20 protein-coding genes and 1 other RNA gene are annotated in these 22,070 nt (G+C 63.4%); 11 read left to right on the forward strand and 10 right to left on the reverse strand.

All coding sequences use genetic code 11. From position 1 onward, the window contains the following. Window positions 1–116 precede the first annotated feature (116 nt). Together recA and BMI90_RS18945 are read right to left on the reverse strand one after the other, a co-directional pair. Window positions 117–1,184 carry a recombinase RecA gene (gene recA, locus BMI90_RS07570; protein WP_078527799.1) on the reverse strand — a complete coding sequence of 356 codons (1,068 nt, stop codon included), beginning with the start codon at window positions 1,182–1,184 and terminating at the stop codon, window positions 117–119. 111 nt (window positions 1,185–1,295) lie between these two features. Beyond that, complete coding sequence (locus BMI90_RS18945; protein WP_245794923.1) at window positions 1,296–1,553, reverse strand: hypothetical protein; 258 nt, start codon at window positions 1,551–1,553, stop codon at window positions 1,296–1,298. 54 nt (window positions 1,554–1,607) lie between these two features. On the opposite strand from BMI90_RS18945, the gene BMI90_RS07575 reads away from it, so the two are divergent. Then, window positions 1,608–1,997 (forward strand): hypothetical protein, encoded by a 390-nt coding sequence (locus BMI90_RS07575; protein WP_245794924.1) that lies wholly within the window; start codon window positions 1,608–1,610, stop codon window positions 1,995–1,997. Window positions 1,998–2,003: 6 nt separating this feature from the next. Here BMI90_RS07575 and BMI90_RS07580 read toward each other — a convergent pair whose 3' ends face one another. After that, a complete protein-coding gene (locus tag BMI90_RS07580; protein ID WP_210401932.1) occupies window positions 2,004–4,229 on the reverse strand; it encodes an ATP-binding protein in 2,226 nt (741 codons plus the stop codon). A gap of 291 nt (window positions 4,230–4,520) precedes the next feature. Next, the gene (locus BMI90_RS07585; RefSeq protein WP_078527803.1) at window positions 4,521–5,687 is read right to left on the reverse strand and encodes an RsmB/NOP family class I SAM-dependent RNA methyltransferase; all 1,167 of its coding nucleotides are present in this window, start codon (window positions 5,685–5,687) and stop codon (window positions 4,521–4,523) included. A gap of 197 nt (window positions 5,688–5,884) precedes the next feature. Between BMI90_RS07585 and BMI90_RS07590 the strand changes: the two genes are divergently transcribed. The 5 genes from BMI90_RS07590 to BMI90_RS07610 all read left to right on the forward strand — a co-directional run bounded on the left by BMI90_RS07590 (window position 5,885) and on the right by BMI90_RS07610 (window position 10,089). Then, entirely contained in the window at window positions 5,885–6,274 is a 390-nt protein-coding gene (locus BMI90_RS07590; RefSeq protein ID WP_078527805.1) for a hypothetical protein, read from the forward strand. A gap of 1 nt (window position 6,275) precedes the next feature. Beyond that, window positions 6,276–7,592: a TadE/TadG family type IV pilus assembly protein gene (locus BMI90_RS07595; RefSeq protein ID WP_146642527.1), complete on the forward strand. Its 1,317-nt coding sequence runs from the start codon at window positions 6,276–6,278 to the stop codon at window positions 7,590–7,592. A gap of 143 nt (window positions 7,593–7,735) precedes the next feature. Then, entirely contained in the window at window positions 7,736–8,437 is a 702-nt protein-coding gene (locus BMI90_RS07600) for a sulfotransferase (protein ID WP_078527808.1), read from the forward strand. A 9-nt stretch (window positions 8,438–8,446) separates the two neighbouring features. Continuing rightward, complete coding sequence (locus BMI90_RS07605; protein WP_078527810.1) at window positions 8,447–9,211, forward strand: sulfotransferase family 2 domain-containing protein; 765 nt, start codon at window positions 8,447–8,449, stop codon at window positions 9,209–9,211. A gap of 65 nt (window positions 9,212–9,276) precedes the next feature. Beyond that, window positions 9,277–10,089 (forward strand): glycosyl transferase, encoded by an 813-nt coding sequence (locus tag BMI90_RS07610; protein ID WP_078527812.1) that lies wholly within the window; start codon window positions 9,277–9,279, stop codon window positions 10,087–10,089. On the opposite strand, the gene BMI90_RS07615 is transcribed toward BMI90_RS07610, so the two are convergent. The 3 genes from BMI90_RS07615 to BMI90_RS07625 form a co-directional block, all read right to left on the reverse strand. Next, a complete protein-coding gene (locus tag BMI90_RS07615; RefSeq protein ID WP_078527814.1) occupies window positions 10,086–10,991 on the reverse strand; it encodes a glycosyltransferase family 92 protein in 906 nt (301 codons plus the stop codon). The two genes, BMI90_RS07610 and BMI90_RS07615, sit on opposite strands and share 4 nt — an antisense overlap. 108 nt (window positions 10,992–11,099) lie before the next feature. After that, entirely contained in the window at window positions 11,100–12,518 is a 1,419-nt protein-coding gene (locus BMI90_RS07620; RefSeq protein ID WP_078527816.1) for a mannose-1-phosphate guanylyltransferase/mannose-6-phosphate isomerase, read from the reverse strand. Between the two features lie 154 nt (window positions 12,519–12,672). Beyond that, the gene (locus tag BMI90_RS07625) at window positions 12,673–14,085 is read right to left on the reverse strand and encodes a deoxyribodipyrimidine photo-lyase (protein ID WP_078527818.1); all 1,413 of its coding nucleotides are present in this window, start codon (window positions 14,083–14,085) and stop codon (window positions 12,673–12,675) included. A 209-nt stretch (window positions 14,086–14,294) separates the two neighbouring features. On the opposite strand from BMI90_RS07625, the gene BMI90_RS07630 reads away from it, so the two are divergent. Further along, window positions 14,295–15,347 (forward strand): ABC transporter substrate-binding protein, encoded by a 1,053-nt coding sequence (locus BMI90_RS07630; RefSeq protein WP_093469857.1) that lies wholly within the window; start codon window positions 14,295–14,297, stop codon window positions 15,345–15,347. 106 nt (window positions 15,348–15,453) lie between these two features. Next, window positions 15,454–16,635 carry a hypothetical protein gene (locus tag BMI90_RS07635; protein WP_078527822.1) on the forward strand — a complete coding sequence of 394 codons (1,182 nt, stop codon included), beginning with the start codon at window positions 15,454–15,456 and terminating at the stop codon, window positions 16,633–16,635. On the opposite strand, the gene BMI90_RS07640 is transcribed toward BMI90_RS07635, so the two are convergent. Genes BMI90_RS07640 through BMI90_RS07650 form a run of 3 tightly spaced genes read right to left on the reverse strand, consistent with a single transcriptional unit; the run spans window position 16,632 to window position 20,310 of the window. Next, window positions 16,632–17,645 (reverse strand): sulfotransferase family 2 domain-containing protein, encoded by a 1,014-nt coding sequence (locus tag BMI90_RS07640; RefSeq protein WP_078527824.1) that lies wholly within the window; start codon window positions 17,643–17,645, stop codon window positions 16,632–16,634. The genes BMI90_RS07635 and BMI90_RS07640 overlap by 4 nt on opposite strands. Then, window positions 17,642–18,793 carry a glycosyltransferase gene (locus BMI90_RS07645; RefSeq protein WP_078527826.1) on the reverse strand — a complete coding sequence of 384 codons (1,152 nt, stop codon included), beginning with the start codon at window positions 18,791–18,793 and terminating at the stop codon, window positions 17,642–17,644. The genes BMI90_RS07640 and BMI90_RS07645 overlap by 4 nt, the downstream gene beginning before the upstream one ends. Then, the gene (locus tag BMI90_RS07650; RefSeq protein ID WP_168172736.1) at window positions 18,790–20,310 is read right to left on the reverse strand and encodes a glycosyltransferase; all 1,521 of its coding nucleotides are present in this window, start codon (window positions 20,308–20,310) and stop codon (window positions 18,790–18,792) included. The genes BMI90_RS07645 and BMI90_RS07650 overlap by 4 nt, the downstream gene beginning before the upstream one ends. Before the next feature lie 80 nt (window positions 20,311–20,390). Here BMI90_RS07650 and ssrA point away from each other — a divergent pair. The 3 genes from ssrA (at window position 20,391) to BMI90_RS07665 (ending at window position 22,005) form a co-directional block, all read left to right on the forward strand. Further along, window positions 20,391–20,745, forward strand: a transfer-messenger RNA (tmRNA) gene (gene ssrA / locus BMI90_RS07655). 106 nt (window positions 20,746–20,851) lie between these two features. After that, window positions 20,852–21,277 carry a nuclear transport factor 2 family protein gene (locus BMI90_RS07660; RefSeq protein ID WP_078527830.1) on the forward strand — a complete coding sequence of 142 codons (426 nt, stop codon included), beginning with the start codon at window positions 20,852–20,854 and terminating at the stop codon, window positions 21,275–21,277. Window positions 21,278–21,543: 266 nt separating this feature from the next. After that, on the forward strand, window positions 21,544–22,005 hold the full coding sequence (locus BMI90_RS07665; RefSeq protein ID WP_078527832.1) for a ClpXP protease specificity-enhancing factor SspB: 462 nt from the start codon (window positions 21,544–21,546) through the stop codon (window positions 22,003–22,005). Window positions 22,006–22,070 lie beyond the last annotated feature (65 nt).

Genomic DNA, 22,070 nt, shown 5'->3' on the forward strand with positions numbered 1-22,070 from the left:
GTCTCGCCTGATCGGGCTGGTTCGAACCCGTTTAACGCCGCCCCCGCGCCCTGTCCAGCAATCGAAAAAGGCCGGGACGTCGCGGTCCCGGCCTTTGCAATCCCTGTATGCGCCGATCAGTCTTCGGTCAGCGCATCATCTTCCGACATATTGTCGAATTCGAGCCCGTGGCTGGCGCGGATCTTGTCCTCGATCTCATAGGCGATATCGGGATGCTCGCGCAGGAACGTCTTCGCGTTTTCGCGGCCCTGACCAATGCGCTCGTCACCGTAGGAATACCAGGCGCCCGATTTCTCGACGACCCCGGCTTTCACGCCCAGATCGACAAGCTCGCCCATCTTCGAGATGCCCTCGCCATACATGATGTCGAACTCGACCTGCTTGAAGGGCGGTGCGACCTTGTTCTTCACCACTTTCACGCGGGTCTGGTTGCCCACGACCTCGTCACGATCCTTGATCGCACCGATGCGGCGAATGTCGAGGCGCACGGAGGCGTAGAATTTCAGCGCATTCCCGCCCGAGGTGGTTTCCGGCGAGCCGAACATCACGCCGATCTTCATGCGGATCTGGTTAATGAAGATCACCATGCAGTTCGAGCGCCCGATCGAGGCGGTCAGCTTGCGCATCGCCTGGCTCATCAGGCGAGCCTGGGCGCCGACGGTGTGATCGCCCATATCGCCTTCGATCTCGGATTTCGGCGTCAGTGCCGCGACGGAGTCGACCACGACGAGGCTCACCGCGCCCGAACGCACCAGCGTATCGACGATTTCCAGCGCCTGCTCGCCCGTGTCGGGCTGCGAAATCAGCAACTCGTCGAGATCGACGCCGAGCTTGCGCGCATAATGCGGATCGAGCGCATGTTCGGCATCGACAAAGGCGCAAACGCCGCCCTTCTTCTGCTCTTCCGCGATCGCATGCAGCGTCAGCGTCGTCTTGCCCGAGCTCTCCGGCCCATAGATCTCGATGATCCGCCCCTTGGGCAGACCGCCGATCCCGAGCGCGATATCGAGGCCCAGCGAGCCGGTCGAGGTCGCCTCGATCTCGCGCGCGGGCGTGTCGCCGCCGAGCTTCATGATCGAGCCCTTGCCGAATTGCCGCTCGATCTGCGCAAGCGCCGAGTCGAGCGCCTTTTGCTTGTCTGCCTTGGAGTTCTTGTCCATCTCGAAAAGCTTCGCTACTGCCATTGTCCGCTTCCTTATTCCATAACCGAGGCGTGTCGGCAATGCAGCCCGGTCGCCCGCTTGTTTCTATAATGTTCTCTTTTGCACTATGCGCACGAAACAAGAACATTTCAATCAATTTCTTCGGAGTTCATCCTGCGCGTGCATGGTTAAAGAACGGTTTACGCCGAACGGGCCGGCAATTATGACGGGAACAAATTTTCGACCAATGCGGGACAGATGCTGATTTTCTGGAAACAAAGGCTGGCTTTTCTTGCGACGCCCAAAGCGGGATCTTCCGCAATCGAGGCTGCGCTGGAGCCACTCGCCGAACTTGCCGTGACGCGCCCGCCCGAACTCAAACATGTCAGCGCCCGCGATTTTCGCACCCATTTCGCCCCCTTTCTGAGCGCACAGGCGGGGGCTCCGTTCACAACGATCGCCTTGATGCGCGAACCGATCGACTGGTTGCGGTCGTGGTATCGCTTCCGTCTCTTCGATGGCGGCGCGAGCGACCCGGCCCTAGCGTCCGCCTACAGTTTCGAGCAATTCGCGCGCGATTTCATGGCGGGCCCGAAACCGGGATCTATCGACATCCCGACCCAAGCGGAGTTTCTTTGCGACGCATCCGGGACGCCGCTGGTGGATCGCATTTTCCCCTATGAGCGCATCGGGGATTTCGTGCATTTCCTCGAAGACAATCTCGATTTCGCCATCACGCTGCCGCGCGTGAACGTGCCGCCCGCCGCAGATGTCGGGCTGAGCGCTGAAACCGAAGTCGCCTTGCGTGAAACGATGGCCCGCGATCTCGCGCTCTACGCGCAGATTTGCCAGTGACTGCGGTCATCCCAATTGCTCTTGCACCGTCGCGGTCAACTCGCTGAGCGAGAAGGGTTTCGGAAGGAAAACGGAGTTCTCGACCGGTGAGGTGCCGTTCTGGAACGCATCCTCGGCATAGCCGGACATGAAAACGGTGCGCGTACCGGGACGTGCCTTGAGCGCCTCGCGCACCCAGCTTGGTCCGTCGCGCCCGGGCATGATCACGTCCGTGACGAAAATATCGACGGCCAGCCCCGGATCTTCGAGCAATTCAAGCGCCTCTTCCGCGCTGTCGGCCTCGAGCACCGTGTAGCCGCGCAACTTGAGCGCACGCGACGCGAAGGCGCGCACGGGCGCCTCATCCTCGACAAGGAGCACCGTCGCATCTGCGCGCATCGCGGGGGCGGGCCGGGCCTCTCCCCCAGCCTGCTCCGCTTCGGTCTCGCCCCGCCGCGACGCAAAGGCGGGCCCCGCGGCTTGCGCATTGACCGCAAGCCGATCGGACGTAAGACCGAGGGGCAGATCCTTCGGCTCGGAATCATCCGCCTCGGCGAGCTGGTCGAAGGCGGGCAGCAGGATCGTGAAGCTCGTCCCCGTCCCCACCACTGAATCGCAAAAGATGTAACCGCCGGTCTGCTTGACGATCCCGTAAGCCGTCGACAGCCCGAGCCCGGTCCCCTCGCCCGTCCGTTTCGTGGTGAAGAATGGCTCGAAGATTTTGCTGCGTTTATCGGTCGGAATGCCGATCCCCTCGTCATCAACCTTGATCACGACATAATCGCCCTGGGGCACCGTGACGCGATCGCGCAACTCGTCGCCGTCAACCCGGCGCATCCCCGTCTCTACCCTTATCTGCCCGCCTCCCGGCATCGCGTCCCGGGCATTCACGACAAGGTTCATGATCACCTGCTCGAGTTGACGCTTGTCGGCCCGAACGGGTAACAACTCGGGCGCATGAGAGATGCTGAGCGAGACCTTTTCTCCCACAAGACGATTGAGCAGATGGGTCAATTCAGAGAGCGTATCGCGCAGGTCCAGGATCTGCGGCTTGAGTGTCTGCTTGCGAGAGAATGCGAGCAACTGCCCGACCAGAGCCGCGGCGCGGTTCGCATTCTGGCTGATCTGGTCGAGATCGGCATAATCGGGATCGCCCTTGTCGTGGCGAAGCATCAAGAGGTCGCAATGGCCTGAAATCGCGGTCAGCAAGTTGTTGAAATCATGTGCGACACCACCAGCAAGCTGGCCGATGGCCTGCATTTTCTGGCTTTGCACGAATTGCGCCTCGAGCGTCTTGAGCTGGGTCGCGTCCGAGAGCACCGCAAGCAGCCCTGCGCGCCCGTTTTCGAGGATACGCGACAAGGTCACCTGAAGGAAAACTTCCCGATCGCCACGCCGGACGCGCAAGACCTCGGGGCGTCCGTCCGCGCGCCCCGCGAGAGCCTCGTTCACCCAATCCGAGACCGGCCGCCCCAGCCCTTCGAGCAGATCCGAGAGCCGCAGCTGCGGCTCGACCCGCCCAAGCAGCCCGCGCGCCGCGCGGTTCGCCGCGCGCACTTTCCCGTGCGCGCTGAGTTTCAAGAGCGCCACGGGCAGCGCTTCGAAATTCGCGCCCTCTGCGCCGCGCCGCGGCCCCGCGATGGGCAGCAGATAGACCTCGGACCGTCCCGCCGCCCCCTCAATCTGCGCCACGACGGCGCTCACCGCTCCCTCTTCGGTGCGGATCTCATGCTCTTCGCCCGAGCGCAGCGGTAAATCCGCGAAGATCCGGTCGAGCGATCGCACCCGCTCCCCCACGAGGCGACGCAACGCCTCGTTCATGAACAGGATGGTTCCGCCCTTGGAAACCGTCAGCATCGGCAGGCTGATCGTCTCGGCGCCGCGCCCGCCGATCACCCGCTCCGCCATATCCTCCAGTCGCCAGAGAAAGCCAGCCTCACCGATGCGATGAACCGAGAGACGCAGATGCCCGCGCCGGGTAACGAGATCCTCCCGGGCTGCCCCCATCGCAGCGGCCTTGTTCTGCAAGCGCCGCAGCACCGCCGCGGGATCGGCGAACAGCTCCGCCAGCGTGCGCGCCAGCGCCTGCCCGCCCCGCGAGCCAAACCGCTCGAGCGCCGCGCGGTTCTGATAGCCGATCTCACCCGCCTCATCGGTGGAGAAACTGGGCGACGCGTCATGCGAGATGAATTGCGCCAACGCATCTTGCAGTTTCGACTGGCGTGCGCGCTGCGCCACGAATGCCAGCCGCATCACCAGCGAGGTCACCAGCAGCGTTCCCGCCACCGAAAGCAACAGCCAAGTCGTCAACCGGTCGGGCACAACCACCGCCGCACCCGCCGCAACCAGAGCCGCGAGCGCAAGATAGACCGCCCCCGGGGCGAGCGTCGCCAAGGTTTTCGACAGGGGTTGCAGCGCCAGCTCGTTTCGCGCCACGCGAACCTCCTTGGATGAATCGTCTCGCCCCAATAGCGCGTCAAAAGCGTTAAGGCCGCATTAACAAGAGCAGACATTCCACCTGGAGGCGAGTCTTTAAGGGCGCGTTTACGCTTTGCGTTCAAATTGAGCGACGAAGAATCCGTCACCGCCTGTCGCGGGGCTGTAGGACTGTTGCGAGACCAGATCCCAGCCTGCGCGCCCGGCGAATGCCGCAGCCTGCGCGTCGTTTTCATCCGCAAGGAGCGAACATGTCATGTAGACCAGCCGCCCGCCCGGCGCGACCAGCGCCGACGCCTCATCGAGGATGCGCGCCTGAAGCGCGACGAGATCACCAAGCCGTTCCGGTGTCAGGCGCCATTTCGCCTCGGGCGTGCGTCGCCAGGTCCCCGACCCCGAACACGGCGCATCGACAAGAACGAGGTCGTAGCCCGCCCCCGGCTTACCCGGTGCACAGATCGAGACCCGGGCCCCCGCCCGGTCCGCGCGCAGTGGCAGATCGCGCATGCGACCGGCATCGATGTCATGCGCGCAGATCTCGCAATCTGGGCACGCCGCGGCCAGAGCAAGCGCCTTGCCCCCACCTCCGGCGCAATAGTCGAGGATCCGCATCCCCGGCGCGAGTGGGATTTGCCCGACAGCCGCCTGTGACGAGACATCCTGCAATTCGACGAACCCCTCCTGATAGGCCCGCGACTGCTGGATCCGGCGTGCGCCTTCGCCAAGTTGCAGGGCGCTCGGGCTCAGGGGATGCGCCTCCGCCTGGATCCCGTCCTCGGCCAGAACGGCGATCGCCGCGTCGGGCGTGGTGCGCGCGATGTTCACCCGGACGAAAACCGGCGCGCGGGCGCGCATCGCCTCGGTCACGGTGTCGAACTCAGATCCCAGCCGCTGGGTCAGCGGCGCGAGCAACCACTCCGGCCAGTCGCGCCGCGCAAGATCGGGCGGCGCGGGTTTATCGAGGGCGGCGCGCTCGTCGGGGCCAAGCGGCTCGGGGGCAAAACGCTCGCCAGTGAAGATCGTCTCGGGATCGACGCCTTGAGCGCGCAACAAGCCCAATATCAGCGCCCGGCCGCCCTGCCCGCCCCCCAGGGCGGCAAAGCTTCCCCTGCAACGCAGGACATCGAAGACATGATCGCGGATCGCGGCGCGATCCTTCGATCCGGCAAAACGATGGGCACGCGCCCAGTTGGTCAACGCCTTCTCGGAGGGCTCTCCGGTCGTGATCCGGTCGAGAATTTCGATCGCGGCGGCAATGCGTGCGGCTGGGGTCATGACGATGTTCCTGATGGCCTCGCCCGTCTCTAGCCCTCGCGATCCTTCAGCGCAACGCATCGGACCGACGCGGCCATGCCCTGGCCTTGATCGACTGGTCGAAACAATTCTCAGTTTTGCCATATTTCAGACCCGATCTCGCTCTTATTCGCCCGCAACTTGGCGAGAGCGAAATGTAAGTGAGTCAGGGGTGAGCCATGCGTATCCTGCGACGCCTAATCAGAGATGAAGAGGGATCGGCGACGATCGAAGGCCTGCTTTGGCTGCCTCTTTTCGTCGGCCTGATGGGGATCACCGTCGACGTCTCGATGGTCTTCAACGCGCATGCGCGGATCAAGGGTGTGCTGGAAGACGTCGACCGCGCCTATTCGGTAGGTCGGCTCGAATCGACAGCGCAAGTCGAAGAGCGGGTCGCCGCCCTTCTGGCGCATTACGGCGACACCGTCACCGTCTCTACGACCGAGGTTGATGGCATCATCGGCACCACCGTCACCGTGCCGATGTCCAAACTCGTTGCGACGAAATTTCTTCCCAAAATTCTCGACATGACCCTGACGGTTCAGGATTACCGGTACAAGGAGGCGTAACGTGTCCAGCGGCGATATCAAACATTTCGCGCGATCCGAAGAAGGCGCGCTCACTCAATTCTCCCTGCTCTGGCTCGTCCTGACGCTCGCCGTCGGCGGTCTCGCCGTGGACGTGTCGAACGGCTATCGCGAGCGGGCCCGGATGCAGGACGCGGCGGACTCGGCCGCACTCGGTGCGATCTACCTCGCCTCCGATCCGACCACGACGCTCGAGGTTGCGACCGACAAGGCGATCGCGCTGGCCCAGCAGAATCTCGGGAATGGATCGGACCAGGTCGTGACCAACAGCGACGTTGTCTTCGGTTATTTCAACGAGGACACCGGCAGCTTCCAGACGAATTACAGCGACGACGAAAACCTCAATCGCGCCGTCAAGGTGACTGCGAGCCGCAGCTCGGACCGCCAGAACGAAACCCCGACCTTCCTGACGCGCTTTGCGGGACATGACGGTTGGGAAATCAACACTTCCGCCGTGGCCGAGGCCTATCTTCCGGCCTGCCTTGTGGAGGGTCTGAGCGCGAACGGCGTGATCGACCTGCAGTCGGGCAACACCTTCGCCTCGGGCTTCTGCCTCTACGCGAAGGATTACGTGTCGCTCAACCAAAACAACGTGTTCGAGCCCGGCGCGATCGTTTCGATGCCCGATGTCAGCAAGCTCGACATTCCGGCTTCGGGCTTCACCAAGAACGACGGTCTGAAAGACTCGCTGCGCACCGCTTTCTACAAGTTGCGCATCATCGATCGCATCAACGAGATCATCAACTCGCTGGAGGCCGGAAGCTCCTTCCTGCCCGATTACATCACCGACAAGACGATCTACACGCTCACGCCCAAGGCTGGCAAAGTCCTGACCACCAGCTTTGAGTCCGGCAAGATGTACCGCCTCAGCTGTCCGGGCAACTCGGTCACGATCGACGGCGATCTGCTGCGCGACACCGTGGTCTTCGCGAGTTGCCCGATCAAGTTCGCTCAGGCGGCGGGGCTGGAAAACGTGATCTTCACCAACACCTCGACCGACGCCAAGAGCTTCTCCGCCCCGAGTGGCCTGCGTCTGGGCGAAAATGACAACTGCGCCGAAGGCGGTGGGGCCCAGCTCATCACCATGGGCGGCGTATCGAACGCAGCCAAGATGGAATTCTATGGCGGCCAGATCATCGCAGCGGGCGACGTCTCCTTCTCCGCCCAGTCGAACGGGATCGACGGGATCGCCATCGTCTCCGGCGGCGGTATCGACGGCACCTCCAATTCGACCTTTGGCCATTGCGGCTCGGGCATGGAAGACAATATCGCGCTGAGCTACTTCCGCCTGCGCCTCTGATCTCCAAGATCGCAGCCAGATCCCGAAAGGCCCGCCTCATCGGCGGGCCTTTTGTCATGGCCTGCCCGCAGCGCTTGCGCGATTGCGTCACCGGGCCAAGAATGAGATAGCTTCCCGCGCCGCCCGCAAGACGAAAGACCCGCATGACCGATCCAGCCCAAAGCCAAACCCTGCCCCGCCAAGCCTTGCCTCGCGTCGTGGCGATCGGCTTCAACAAATGCGGCACGCGATCGCTGGCGGAGCTGTTTCGCGCGGCCGGTCACCGGGTCATCCACCACAAGATCCGCGACCGATGGCCCGTGCCGCGCCGGATCGGCAAGGTGATGCGCGACAACCTCGACGCCGGGCGAAAGGTCTTCGACAGTGCCGAGGACTATACTTTCTATTGCGACCTGATCGTGAATGACGGACGCTCCACCTGGGATGGTGCAGGCGCCTTTCGTGAAATCCTGCGCGACTATCCCGATACGATCTTGCTGCTGAACCTGCGCGACCGCGAACAGTGGATCGCCTCACGCCTCAAGCATGGCCACGGCGAATTCGCCAAGCGCGAGATGGCCGCGCGGGGCCTGAGCGATCTCGAGGCGCTGAAGGATGAATGGCGCGCCGAATGGGATCGCCATCTGTCGGACGTGCGCGCCTTCATGGTCGACAAGCCCGCGCATTACATCGAATTCAATTTCGACAACGACGACCCGGCCGAGCTTTCCGCTAAGCTGCCCGCCTACCACCTCGAACCGGAATCGCTGCGCGATATCGGTCGAAGCCGGGGCAAGAAAATGAGCCCGCTCAAGCGCGCCGCGAAAAAACTCAACGCGCATCTGCGCCCGCGGTTCTTCCGCTAGGAGGTCACAATGATCCTCAGCCACGCCCATCGCTTCATCTTCCTTCACAACCGCAAGACCGCCGGCAGTTCGATCTCCGTCGCCCTCGCGCGCTATCTCGGTCCCGAGGATCTCCAGCTCAGCGCAATCGTCGAGACCCTGCGCGAGGGCATCCCACTGACTGCGCGAGTCAAGCGCGAAGCAAACCGCCAGATGAACGGAACGCTGCCGCTCTTTCGGCTGCTCGGGCCAAAACTCTACGGGCGGGTCGTGACGCGCGCGATCGACCATAGCTACCGCCCGTTGCTTGGCCGAAAACCGCCCCACAGCCCGGCCGCGACGATCGAGCGGGCCTTCCCGCAGGAATGGCGCGGCTACACCAAATTCTGTGTGGTGCGAAATCCCTGGGACAAAACAGTTTCCGACTATTTCTGGCGTATCAAGGGCAAGGACAGCCCCCCGAGTTTTTCCGATTACGTCCACGCGCTTGCCAAAGGGGATACGCTCGGTGGCATCGTCCCTCTGGAGTTCCATGACAACTGGCCCCTGTATTCGATCAACAACCAGATCGCCGCCGACCGCATCATCCGCTACGAGACACTCGCGGAGGGCTTGAAGGATACGCTCGCCGCGATCGGGATCGACTGGGATGGCTGGCTGCCCCACGCAAAGAGCGGCACACGCAAGAGCGCCGCGCGAAAGGGCGATTACCGAAGCCATTACGATGACGAGACCTCCGCCCTCGTCGCCGAACTTTACGCCCCCGAAATTGCCGCGCACGGATATGCCTTCTGAGCTCGACCCATTGCCTCCGCCCACCCTGCAAGGGTAAGCAGGGCCCGACAAAGGCGAGGCGCGACATGAAAAAACAAGTCATCTGCATCCGTTGGGGCGAGAAATACGGCGTGGATTACGTCAACCGCCTTTACGCGATGGTCGCCCGCAACATCACGCCGCCCTTCGATTTCTACTGTTTCACCGACACGTTCGAAGGGCTCGATCCGGGCATCACAGCTATGGAGCTGCCCGATCTCGGCTGCGACATGCCGAAGGTGCGCCAGGGGATCTGGGGCAAGTCCCGGCTCTGGCGCGCGGATCTCGGCGGGCTGTCGGGGCCGGTCCTGTTTCTCGATCTCGATGTCGTCGTGACGGGCAATCTCGACGCGATGTTCGAACATGGATCGCCCGATGACGTGATCCTCACCCGCAACCCCAACACCCCGTTCGAGCGGCTGGGCCAAACCTCGCTCTATCGCTTTCCGATCGGAAAACTGGCGCCGCTGCGCGAAGAGTTTCTCGCCGATCCGCAGGGCACGGCCGAGAAATATGTCTTCGAGCAACGCTTCGTCACGCGCCGCACTCCGGGCGGGGTCAAATTCTGGCCGAGAGGCTGGATCGCCACCTTCAAGTGGCACTGCATTCGACTGTTTCCGATCAATTTCTTCGCGCCACCCAAACTGCCCGAGGGCACCAAAGTCGTGATCTTCCCCGGGGCGCTCAATCCGCCCGACGCGATCGCGGGACGCTGGAACAAGCGCACAAGCCACATGAGCCCTTGGGAGCATCTCAAGGCGGGCCTGCGCGGCGAACGCGAGGGCAGCCTGTTCCGGCACCTGCGCCACTTCCTTTGGCCCACCAAATGGGTCGAGGACGCCTGGCGCAAGAAGCCCTAATCGATCAGCCCGAGCCGGCGCGCCAGATCGCGGGCGCGCAGATCCTCGACCGTCTCGGCCTCGATGCTGTTGACCGTGCGCATGACCTTGCGCCGATATTGATCGGTCTTTGCGACGAGGTTCGGCCCACGCGCGATCTTCGCCTCGAGATCGGCCTTCGAGCGCGTGTAATAATGATTGAGCTGCACGGCCTGCGTCGAATAGAACCCCGGCTTTTCACGCGCCTCGAGCGTGGCCTTCACCCCCGCGTCATTCCAGGTCTCGCTGCTTGCGTCACTTTCCATCGAGTGCACCCGAACTGCGGTCAGCCGACAGGGATCGACGAGCATCTTGAAGGCACGGATCCCGGGGGCGTCGCTCATCGGATCGCGCACGCGCATCAGGTAATTCGCGAGCACCCCGCCGTCGGGGGCGGTCTCATGGCCGGAAAAGCCGAACATATGCCAGGGGAGCGAGACATTCGGGATGTCGCCGAGCGGCTCGAGTGACTGCACAAGGCTGTCCGAGGCGGTGGGCACGAGGAACTCGTCGACATCGACAAAGGCCATCCAGCGGAATTCAGACCCGAAATTTCCGGCCGCATGGGCATAGGCGAGCACCTGGTTATGAATTTCCCGGCCCAGACGGATGTCGCTCAGCCGCTGCGCCCAAGGGATGATCGTGAGCGCTTCGGGCGCAAGCACATCGCGCAGGATGTCCCGCGTGGCATCGGTGCTCGCGTCGTCATAGATCACGAAATGACGCACACCGACCGCGTGATGAAACCGCGCCCATTCCTCGATGAAGCGCGCCTCGTTGCGCACGATCGCTGCGATGGCAACGCCATGACGGCCGGGTGCAGGCTGCGGCGTGCGCAAGCCGAGTTTCGAGATCTTCGCCCGGCTGAGCAGTTTTCGCAGCATCGCGCGCCCCTTCCTTCGCGGGCCCGCATCGGCCCGACGGATATCCCTCGGGCCTTCCTATAGCGCGGCGCGGCGCGTGCCGCCATAAGCGGGCGGAGATTTTGCCACTCAGGCGCGCGCGTAGACATCCTCGTAGCGGATGATGTCATCCTCACCGAGATAGATGCCGGTCTGCACCTCGATCAATGTCAGAGGAACCTTGCCGGGATTTTCCATGCGGTGGACAGCCCCGAGCGGAATGTAGATGGACTCGTTCTCGGTCACCAGATTCACATGATCATCCACCGTCACCTTCGCGGTTCCCTGCACGACGATCCAGTGCTCGGCCCGATGATGGTGGCTTTGCAGCGACAGGGCGGCGCCCGGATTCACCACGATCCGCTTCACCTGAAAGCGATCCCCCGTGACGAGGCTTTCGAACCAGCCCCAGGGACGGTGATCGCGCGGGAAGGTCGTCGCCTGTCCGGCATTGCGCGCCTTGAGCGCGCTGACCGCCTGTTTCACATCCTGGCTGCGCGAGCGATCGGCGACGAGCACCGCATCGGGCATGGCGATCGCGATGATGCCTTCGAGCCCTATCCCGACGATCTCGAGCCCGCTATCTTCCGAGCGCAGAAGGCTGTCACGGCAGTCGATCGCCGTGGCCGCCCCCGAAAGCGCAACCCCGTCACGTCCGCCCGGAAGGCTGCGCCGAACCGCCTCCCAATCGCCAAGATCGGACCAGCCACCGGCGAAAGGCACGACGACCAGATCGGGTGACTTTTCCATCACTGCGTAATCGATCGAAATCTCCTCGGCCTCCGCCCAGGCGGTGGGATCGAGGCGCAGGAAACCCAGATCGGCGCGTGCCCGCGCCACCGCATCCGTTAGCGGCGCCAGCAGTTGGGGCGCAAACTGTTCGAAGGCCGCGACGATCGCTTTCGCGCTGAACAGAAAAACCCCAGCATTCCAAAGGTGTCGGCCGCTTTCACACATGCGTTGCGCGCTGACCGCATCGGGTTTTTCAACGAAGCGCCGCAACGGGATCGGGCCGTCTTGCGCCCGTGCCTCCTCGACAAGTTCGAGATAGCCATATCCTGTCTCGGGCCGATCGGGCGTGACGCCGAAGGTCACGAGCTTGCCGTTCCGCGCTGCGGGAACGCCGGATGCAACTGCCTTATGGAAGGCTTCCGCGTCGGGGATGACATGATCGGACGGCGAAACCAGCATCAGAGCATCGGGATCATCTTGCGCCAGCCAGAGCGTGGCCGCGAGGATCGCGGGCGCGGTGTTGCGCCCCGCGGGTTCGAGTAGAACCGCCCCCGGCTCCTGCCCGATCGCCGAAAGTTGTTCCGTCACGATGAAACGGAATTCGGCATTGGTCAGTATGACGGGATCCGCGAACCCGGCGCCGGAGAGCCTGCGCGCACTGGCCTGAAACAGTGTCTCCTCCCCGATCATCGGCGTAAATTGTTTGGGGTAGGAGCGTCGCGAGAGCGGCCAGAGCCGGGTTCCGGACCCACCCGCCAAGAGAATCGGTGTGATCAAAAGCGCCTCCCGTCATCGCGCGAGCGCCTTCTGCGCCCGTTTCGAAGACTGGCACACGCATCCCTAACGCAACGTTAACGCGTTTTGCCGACACGCTATTTCCGCCCCGATTGCACGGAAAGAAGCGCGCTGCCGCACGAGATGAACGGCGCGCTTACCCCTTGTGACGCTGATAGGCCTCGAGCGCGCGCTCGCGGCCTTCCTTCAGATCGACGATCGGATCGGGATAGGGCGCATTCGGTGACAGCGCCCAGCTTTCTGGCACCGCGTCGAAATAGGACAGCGCGGTTTTCGTCGGATGGGCGCGGCCTTCGGCGATGAAATCGCGGCGATAGCGCTGATCGGGGTCGAATTTCTCTGCCTGCGTCGCGGGATTGAAGACGCGGAAATAGGGCGCGGCATCTGGGCCCGGCCCTGCCACCCATTGCCAGCCCATAGCGTTCGAAGCCGGATCCCAGTCGGTCAGGCACTCTTCGAACCAGCGCAGCCCGACCCGCCAATCGGTCATCAGGTGCTTGGCGAGATACGAGGCCACGATCATGCGCGCGCGGTTATGCATCGTCCCGGTCACATACATCTCGCGCATTGCGGCATCGACGAAAGGCTCGCCCGTCATCCCGCGCCGCCACGCCTCGGCTTCGCTGTTGTCGGGCCTCCAGTCGAAACCGTTCCATTCCTCCCGCCAGTTCCGGGAGGCCATGTCCGGCCAGTGGTAAAAGAGATGCCAGGCGAATTCGCGCCAGACGAGTTCCTTGAGGAAATGCTCGGCGCCCTGCGCGCCTTCTTCCATGTGCCGATAACCCGCATGCCAGATCGTGCGCGGGGAAATCTCGCCATAGGTGAGGTTTTCGGACAGGCCCGAAGTCGCCCCGGACGCAGGGAAATCACGCTCGGATTTGTAATGTCCGATATGGTCGCGCAGGAATGCCGAAAGCCGCGCCCGGGCGGTTTTCTCTCCGACATGGACATGCTCGGCCACCACCGCCGCGCCTCGGCGCATGGCTGCCCCCATCCTCCAATCCCCGAGCTTTTCACTTATGGGCCAACTGCTTGGCGCGCGAAGCTCAGACACCGTCCCAATCTCGGGCGCAATCTCGCGCCCCTTCACCGCGCGCCAATACGGGGAATAGACCTTGTAGGGCTCGCCCTGCCCCGTCTCGACCGTCCAGGGCTCGAAAAGCAGATGGCCCGGATGGCTCTCGACCTCGATCCCGTCCGCCTTGAGGGCCGATTTCACCTCCGTGTCGCGATCGCGTCCGGGCTTGTCGTAGAGGCGCGACCAGTGCACCGCTCCTGCCCCCGTCTCCTCGATCAGCGCGCGCAGCACCGTGAGAGGTTCACCCTGACGCAAGACCAGCCGCGAGCCCTTCTCTTCGAGCGCCCTCGCAAAACTCTCGATCGCAAGCCCGAGCCGCCATTTCGCCGCCGCTCCCAGCGTTTCGACCTGCGCGTCATGGATGAAGACGGGGATCACCGGCCCGCCCGCCTTCGCCGCCGCCGCCATCGCCGCGTTGTCGTGGAACCGAAAATCGCGTCGTAGCCACAGCAGGACCTGTGTTTCGCGCATGCATGCCTCCAAAATCTTTCCACAAACTACGCGCGCATCCCGCTCCGGTTCACTCGCGCCCAAAATTTCACCAGCGCACACCGAAGCGGCATCACACGTGAGCGATACGCGATCAATTCTGCCTAGCGATCACGCAAATGCCTCTTGCGAGGGCGAAACTACCGCTCTAGCGTTCTCACAAAACAATGACATCCAACAGGGAATACGTGATGAAAAAATCTGCACTTCTTCTGGCCGGTATCGCCGTCGCCGCGCTGAGCACACCGGTACGCGCCGCCGATCCTGACCTGACCGTGTTCGACTGGGCGGGCTTCGAGGTTCCGGGCCTGTTCCAGCCCTATATCGACAAATACGGCGACAGCCCGACCTATGCCTTCTTCGGCGACGATGACGAGGCCTATCAGAAGCTCGCTTCGGGTTTCAAAGCCGACACGGCGCATCCGTGCTCGCAAATGATCTCGAAATACAAGGATGCCGGCCTGATCGAGCCCTGGGACGTCTCGAAGATCCCGCAATACAAGAATATCGACCCCAAGTTCCTGAATTCGAAGATCTTTGTCGATGACGACAAGAACGTCTGGTACATCCCCACCGACTGGGGCGCGACTGCGATCGCCTATAACCCCGAAAAGGTTCCGGCCGAAGACGTGGCCAGCCTCGACGTGTTCGTGAACCCGAAATATGCCGGGCGCACCTCGCTGCCCGACAGCTCGGATGACGTCTGGGCGCTGGCCTATCTCGCGACCGGCGTGACCGACTGGACCGAGGTGACCGACGAGCAATTCCAGGCCGCCGCCGCCTGGCTGCGCGAGGCCAACAAGAACGTGCAAAGCTACTGGACCGATCCCTCGCAGCAGGCGCAGCTGATGGCCTCGGGCGAGGTTCTGGTGGCCTGGTCGTGGAATGACGGCGTGGCCTATCTGCAGGACGACAACTACCCGGTCGCCTTCCAGCGCGAAGCGAAAGAGGGCTCCTCGACCTGGTTCTGCGGCTTCGTGAACCTCAAGGACGGCCCCGGCTCGGAAGACAAGCTCTATGACTTCATCAACGCCTGGACCCGCCCCGAGGCAGGCCCGGTCCTCGTCGACGAGATCGGCTATGGCCACACCAATGTCGAAGCGATGAAGCTCGTGCCGGAAGAAGAACTCGTGACTGCGGGCCTGACCCCGATCAACGCGCCGATCCTCGCCCAGACGCCGAACGCGCCCGAACTGCGCGAGAAGCAACTGGCGGAGTTCGAGAAAATCAAGGCCGGCTTCTGATCGGCGCCTGATTTCAGCCATTCAAAGGGCCGCGGCAGACCGCGGCCCTTTTTTCCGGGACCAACAGTGGTAAGTGTCGCAAATTCCTCCTGCGACTCCCGAACCGATGCTCCTTGATCTTGCGATTTTTCTTTCGGCCCTTCTCGTGCTTGGCGCGATGTTCCTGCCCCAGCTGCGCAACCGTCCCCGCTGGCGCGCGATGGTTACGCCCCTCGCCTCGATCATCGGCTCGGGCTTTCTGGTTCTCGGCCCCATTCTCGAGGCCCGGTTCGGAGCGATGGCGCCTGTCGCGATGGCGGGCCTGTGTCTCGCGGGCTGGCTTTTCGGTTCGGCAGTGCGCGCCAATATCGCAACCGAGCAACAGCCCGACACGCGGATAATCGCCCGTCTCGAAGACTTCGCCCAGCTCTCCCTCGCCTTCGCCTATGTGATCTCTGTCGCCTATTACCTCAATCTTTTCGGGGCGTTCGCGGTCTCGCTCACGCCGTGGAACTCGCCAGTGGCGGCGAAGAGCGTCACGACGGTCATGCTTGCCGTCGTCGCGGTTGCAGGCTTTGCGGGCGGCTTTCGCGCGCTCGAGCGGATGGAATACGGCTCCGTCGCGATCAAGCTTGCGATCATCGCGGGGTTGCTTCTGGGGCTTGCGGTCTATTTCTCCCAGAAAGCCGTCGCCGGTGCGCTGATCATCGATCCGCCGACGCTGCCGCCCTGGGATGCGCTGCGCCTGATGTTCGGGCTGATCGTCACGGTTCAGGGCTTTGAGACAGCGCGCTATCTGGGCAAAAGTTATGACGCGCCCACGCGGATAGCCGCGATGAAATGGGCACAAATGCTCTCCACCGCGATCTACATGGTTTACATCGCGCTGCTCGCCTACCTCTTCACCCCCGATGCGCACAAGCTGACCGAGACCTCGATCATCGACATGATGCGCGTCGTCGCGCCGATCCTGCCCGCCATGCTGGTTGCCGCGGCGCTGGCGGCGCAATTCTCGGCAGCGGTTGCCGATACCGGGGGCGCAGGCGGGCTGATCTCGGAATTCTCCCGGGGCAAGATTGCGCCCAAGGCAGCCTATCTCGTGCTTACCAGCGCCGGGATCGCCCTGACGTGGTCGGCCGACCTGTTTTCCATCATTGCCTATGCCTCGCGTGCCTTCGCCGCGTATTACGCGCTTCAGGCGGCCCTTGCCGCCCTGCGGAGCGAGGGAGCGCGAAGCTACGGCTTCTGGGCGCTTGCGGCTCTGGGAGTGGCGATCACCCTCCTCGGCACCCCCGCCGAAGGGGATTAACTTTCAGCCTGCGCCTTCTGGTGAAGCTGGAAATCGAGCGCGTAATAATCGCCGATGAAGCCGCGAATGTCCTCGGTCAGAAAGCCCGCATAGGGTGGGTTGCGCTCGCCCAGCCATTCCCCGGGCAAGGCCTCGGAGAGGTCGCGGACGGGCGGCTTCGTCGTCTTTTCCACCGCATTGGTCATCCCCAGCCCGATCTCGCGCAGCGCGGGCGGCAGACGGTCGCGCAGGAACGCCTCGAAACTCTCGATCTTCTCGAGCGCGAAGAGCCGGTCCCAGCGGCGGTTCTGAAGATAGCTCCACTGCGCTGCCCAATGTGAATCCTGCACCTCGCGGGCGGTGGCGTTGATGTAGAAACAGAACTGCCGGAAACTGAGGCCGCGCGCGACCGTCTCCGCATCCGGCTCCTTTCCTCCGTTGAAGAAAGCATAGACCGCGCGGGTGTGATGGAGCACCGAATCCTGCGCGCGATTGCGGCCGAACTTGTCGCAATAGCAGCTCACCAACCGGTCGACCGGATCGCGCAGCAGCGCCACCGAGACCCAATCGGGATCGCGCGCCACCCGGTCGCGCAGCGCGAAAGCCCAATGGCGCGCCTGCATCTTGTTCTGCCCGGAATCGAGCCAGTAATGCGACATGCCCGGATTGGGCCGCCCGTCCCCCGAGAGCCGAAGCGCCCAGTCCTTCACCGAAGTGTTCGCCACTTTCGCGATCGGGCAAAACATCACCCGCGCGGGCGCGATATAGAGCATCGCCCCGTCATATTGCGTGCGATCCTGATCGCGCAGGAGCCGCGCCTTGCCCTGATATTCCCGCGATCCGCGCAACTCGCGCTCGACCTGGGCAACAGTCGCATTGCGGTCTTTCAAAGCCGCTTGCGCCCCTTCTTTCGCAGGCCGTCCAAGCCAGGCCCGAAACAGCGCGTCGATCACTTCAGGGCTCGCTGGCGCGCGCGCCTCGAAACCCGGATCGGCGAAATCGCCCCGGGGCATCTGGGGAAGGTCTTTCATGTCAGGACACTCTCGTAACCGGTGATCAGGGGGGCGAGTTGCGCAGGCCAGCCATAGCGCGCGGTCTCGGCGACAGTGCGCCGCGAGACGAGCGTTCCGGTCATCGCATCGCGCAGCAGGGTGCGGAATTGCTTCGGGTCATCGGCGACATAGACGCCGCTCATCGCTTCGGCCTCTTCGTAACCGCGCAGCGCCGGACGCATCGCAACCACCGGCTTGCGCCACATCAGCGCCTCGGCGGTCTTGAGATTTGTGCCACCCCCTTCGGTGATCGGCAGACAGATGACTTTCGCGTGGTGCAGCAAGGCACTCAAAACCTCTTCATCCACGGTCCCGAGCGTGGCAACGAATTCCGCGTTCATTCGCTGGTAGCGCTGGAAGCGGCCATCGCCGGTGATCAGGTCGTTCATGCCCCCCGCGATCGCGAGGCGCGAACCCGGTGGAAGGAAGCCGGGGATCTCACCAAAGCTTTCCCAATAGCCGGTCGCATTGGGTGGATGGGCAGAGCCGACGACAAGCGCGAAAGCCCCCTCGAGGGGCGCAACTGGCGCGGCGGACAGATCGGGCGGCCAGCAGCCGTTCGGAGCGACGATGCAGGGCCGTTTCCCGCGATTGCGCCAGCCGTCGAAGACCCGCGCATCCTCGGTGCTGACCGCGATCACCAGATCGGCGCGGATGACAAGGTCGCGTTCGAGCGCCAGCGCCTCCGCACGCCAGCGCGGGTCGATCAGATCGGCCTCGACGTTATGGGCGGAATAGATCAGCTTCGCGCCGCGCAACGCGGGATCACATGCCAGCGCCTCGGCGAAAAGCGGACAGAGCCACGGGTGTTCGAACTGAACCGCATCGGGAGCAAAGCGGCGCAAGTCATCGAGGAGGCGTTCGACCAGCGGATCACCGGCAAGCGTTTGCGCCAGATGCAGATCCTCGCGCCGCTGCGGATCATGCATCCGGGCAAGCAAGGCCTCGGACACGGCGGTCTTGCGCTCGTCCGGCGAGCCGTCGGGATAACCGCGCGTGGAATAGACCGGCACATATCGAAAGACATGGTCCGCGGCGCGCGCCTGAGCCGCAATCGCGGCAACCCGGCGCTGCCCGCCATGCAGGGGGCGGTGGATCGGGTAATGACCGAAGGCTGCGATCTTCATGCGGCATCCTCCGTCAAAAGACCCCCGGCCTCGCTTTCGGACGCCTCGAAACTGGCAGTGAGATCGTTGCGAAACGCCGTCCAGCTGCGCGCCCGAAACCGTGCTGCGCGTGCCAGCGCACCAGCATAGGCGGCCTCATCTGTCATCAGGGCGTGGCAGCGCGCCAGCCAGCGCTCTCCCTCGAAAAGCCCGATCGGCTCGGACGCGCCGCCGCCCGCTTCGATCAGCGCGGGCGCATCCGAGCTCAGGCAGGGTTTGCCATGCGAGAGCGCCTCGACCACCGGCAGCCCCCACCCTTCGTAATGCGAGGCATAGATCGTGAAGCGGCAGGCGCGGTAAAGCTCGGCCAGTTCGGCATCTTCGACATCCGAGAGGATCCGGATCGCCCCATGGGGCAGCCCTGTATCGTTGCGCACCATCTCGAGCAGCGGCCCGATCGACCAGCCGGGCTGACCGACCCAGACCAGCGGCATCACCTCGCCCGGATGGCGCTCGTTCAGCGCGCGCCACAGCCTGTAGACGAAATCGTAATTCTTGCGCGGCTCCTGCGTGCCGACCATCAGCACGAACCGTCCCGGCTCCAGCTGACGATGGGCGAAGATCCCGGCACGGGTCGTATCCTCGCCCGCCCCGCGTGCGGCATCCTCCCCGAGAAGGACCGGTGCGACCAGCGCGGGATCAAGCGCGGGATATCCATGCGCCTGCGCGTGGTCGAGCAGGTCGCGCCGGGTCGTCTCGGAATTCGTCCAGACCTGATCGACGCCCCAGAGCATCCAGTGCAGCGCGGGCGGATAGGTCTTGCGCGTCGTCGGCTCGGCCAGATGTCCCCAGAGCACCGGAATGAGATCGTGGACATAGTAGCGCAACCGCCAGCGATGAGTGGCGCGCATCCGGTAGGCGCAACGATAGCGATCATCCGACCAGAACCCGCCCGCCGAGACATAATCGCCAACGTTGCGGGGATCGATCCGGTTCTCGTCGGTGCAGATTTCTTCGTGGACGGTGCGGATAAGCCCGTAATGGGCCCTATGGTTGAGCGCATCGAGCTGCTGGATCCGGGCGGAAAGCGCCGGGTGGATCCGTTCCAGCGCGACCAGAGCGCGGCGCATCCGTGCGTATTCCTCCGCGCTCAGCCGCAGCAACTCGCCAGCAATCGCCCCTTCACGCGCAGACCGCGCCGTCTCGTCAGTGCCGCGAAACCGTTTGCGACTGCGTTGAGCGCGCCATAGAAACCGCCCGATCCGCGCCCAGCTGCCCAAGCGGGTGCGCGCGCTTTCGGCGCGCGCGGGTGCGACCGGATGGCAGCCGTTGCGAAAGATCAGCTCGTCGAAGATCTCTTGCGGAATGCGATAGAACCCGTCGCGTGAGGCGTCATAAATCACGCCGCAGACGCGCGCCCCGAAGCGCATGCGAAAGGCGCGCCAGACCTCATGCTCGACGCGCAGAATGCCCATCGGTTTCCAGTGCCGGAACGCGTAGCTCGTCGTCAGGTCGATCAGGATCGTCTTTTCGGTCATCATCCATCCTCGCCGGTCATTCCTTGACCTCGACTCGGTGATAGACCCGCATTGGTTAACAAAGCGCTCAACGCGATCGATACCTTGAAGCCCGCCCGCACCCCGCCTATATTCGCCTTGTTCCCGATCTCGGGGACTATGGACATAAACGCGCTCGTAATAAGCGGATCGGACCCGGGGGCGGTACCCGGCGGCTCCACCAAAACTCCCTCGTTGGGGGCACATGGGGCCGAAACAGGATCGACGAACGTCTAAAGGGGTTTGCTTTGTCCCGGTGAGCTACCACCGTTATCGGTGCAAAACGTACAGTTGCCAACGACAACCGTGCTCCGGTCGCTCTGGCTGCGTAAGCAGCTCGGGTAACCGAAACCTAACTCCTTGCGCTTAGCAGCGTAAGGCGGGGCCCGCAGGAGCCTTGCAACAGAATCCTGCACCTTCCCCACTCTGTTTCCCGAATAATTCGCGAAATGCGATCGGCGTTAACCGATCTGCAAGCTTGCGTTGCGACGATCCTGCGAGCCGTGCAGGAAAGGAGTGGCGCATGTCCCGACGCGAGAGGATCGAAACCTGGTTGAATGCCGTCTGGGGCAAGGGAGAACTCGACCGGATTGATGCGTTGTTCGAAGACAGCGCGCAGGCCAACGGGTTGATGCCCGGGCTCGAATTGCGCCCGGAGGAATTTCACGAACTCGTGCCCGCGCTGCGCGCGCATCTCAAAGACATCGAGATCACCATTCTGCGCCAGTTCGAGACCTCGGACTGGCTCTGGCTCTTGCTGCGGATCGAAGGGCGTTCCTCCCAGACCGGGCAGTCTGCCTGTTTTACCGGGCAGCTCTCGATGCGTTTCGCGGGCGAAAAGATCGTGGAAGCCTATAACAATTTCGACGTGGTGGCGCTGTTCGAAGCTCTGGGCGTGATGCCCCGAGACACGGTCGCATTGTGCTTGTCGGGCGAAAGTTTCGTGTAGGTCGCGACCACTGAGGTGTCGGCCGTCAGCCCCGGGATTACACGGGCGCGGGCCCGAATGCAGGGCCGTTCGGGGCCCTCGGAACGCGGTATGACCGAACCTGCGCGGCCCCGACGCCAAAGTCCGCCTCTGCGCTGAGGACCAAACCGGTCACGGAATTCGCCTTGAAGGTTTTTCGCGTCGAGGCGCGCCCCGGACCGCCGCTCACCCCCCTTTTCTCTTCCGGCGAATCCCCTATGCTGACCGGAAGACGAGAGGGATGGGCCATGACGCGATCGATCGATTACGGGAACCTGATGCACGACGCGATGCGCGGGCTCATTCAGACCGTGCTGCGCGACATCGCGGCAAACGGTCTACCGGGCGAGCACCACTTCTTCATCACCTTCGACACCCGCCATCCCGATGCCGAACTCGCTGACTGGCTGCGTGAGCGTTATCCCGAAGAGATGACCATCGTGATCCAGCACTGGTACGACAATCTCGAGGTCGGCGAGGATGAATTCTCGATCACCCTCAATTTCGGCAATTCGCCCGAACCGCTGGTCGTGCCCTTCGATGCGATCACCACCTTCGTCGACCCTTCCGTCGAGTTCGGCCTGCGTTTCGAGACGCAGGATTACGAAGACGACGAAGAAGAGGACGACTTCGAGGATGAGGACGAACCCGAGGAGACCGCGCCGCGTGGCGAGGCCGAAGTGGTCAGCCTCGACAAGTTCCGCAAATAACTGATCGATCAAGGCGCCGACGTCCCTCTTGGGTGTCGCGCTCGGCGCGATCCTGCTGCGCCATT

Origin of the sequence: Thioclava sp. L04-15, from assembly GCF_002020275.1 — a bacterium.
Classification (GTDB): domain Bacteria; phylum Pseudomonadota; class Alphaproteobacteria; order Rhodobacterales; family Rhodobacteraceae; genus Thioclava; species Thioclava marina.

Coding starts and splice junctions, on each gene's coding strand:
- recA (WP_078527799.1), bottom strand. CDS start 1,184: ATGGCAGTAGCGAAGCTTTTCGAGATGGACAAGAACTCCAAGGCAGAC.
- BMI90_RS18945 (WP_245794923.1), bottom strand. CDS start 1,553: ATGGGTGCGAAAATCGCGGGCGCTGACATGTTTGAGTTCGGGCGGGCG.
- BMI90_RS07575 (WP_245794924.1), top strand. CDS start 1,608: ATGCGCGAACCGATCGACTGGTTGCGGTCGTGGTATCGCTTCCGTCTC.
- BMI90_RS07580 (WP_210401932.1), bottom strand. CDS start 4,229: ATGCGGCTGGCATTCGTGGCGCAGCGCGCACGCCAGTCGAAACTGCAA.
- BMI90_RS07585 (WP_078527803.1), bottom strand. CDS start 5,687: ATGACCCCAGCCGCACGCATTGCCGCCGCGATCGAAATTCTCGACCGG.
- BMI90_RS07590 (WP_078527805.1), top strand. CDS start 5,885: ATGCGTATCCTGCGACGCCTAATCAGAGATGAAGAGGGATCGGCGACG.
- BMI90_RS07600 (WP_078527808.1), top strand. CDS start 7,736: ATGACCGATCCAGCCCAAAGCCAAACCCTGCCCCGCCAAGCCTTGCCT.
- BMI90_RS07605 (WP_078527810.1), top strand. CDS start 8,447: ATGATCCTCAGCCACGCCCATCGCTTCATCTTCCTTCACAACCGCAAG.
- BMI90_RS07610 (WP_078527812.1), top strand. CDS start 9,277: ATGAAAAAACAAGTCATCTGCATCCGTTGGGGCGAGAAATACGGCGTG.
- BMI90_RS07615 (WP_078527814.1), bottom strand. CDS start 10,991: ATGCTGCGAAAACTGCTCAGCCGGGCGAAGATCTCGAAACTCGGCTTG.
- BMI90_RS07625 (WP_078527818.1), bottom strand. CDS start 14,085: ATGCGCGAAACACAGGTCCTGCTGTGGCTACGACGCGATTTTCGGTTC.
- BMI90_RS07630 (WP_093469857.1), top strand. CDS start 14,295: ATGAAAAAATCTGCACTTCTTCTGGCCGGTATCGCCGTCGCCGCGCTG.
- BMI90_RS07635 (WP_078527822.1), top strand. CDS start 15,454: ATGCTCCTTGATCTTGCGATTTTTCTTTCGGCCCTTCTCGTGCTTGGC.
- BMI90_RS07640 (WP_078527824.1), bottom strand. CDS start 17,645: ATGAAAGACCTTCCCCAGATGCCCCGGGGCGATTTCGCCGATCCGGGT.
- BMI90_RS07645 (WP_078527826.1), bottom strand. CDS start 18,793: ATGAAGATCGCAGCCTTCGGTCATTACCCGATCCACCGCCCCCTGCAT.
- BMI90_RS07650 (WP_168172736.1), bottom strand. CDS start 20,310: ATGACCGAAAAGACGATCCTGATCGACCTGACGACGAGCTACGCGTTC.
- BMI90_RS07660 (WP_078527830.1), top strand. CDS start 20,852: ATGTCCCGACGCGAGAGGATCGAAACCTGGTTGAATGCCGTCTGGGGC.
- BMI90_RS07665 (WP_078527832.1), top strand. CDS start 21,544: ATGACGCGATCGATCGATTACGGGAACCTGATGCACGACGCGATGCGC.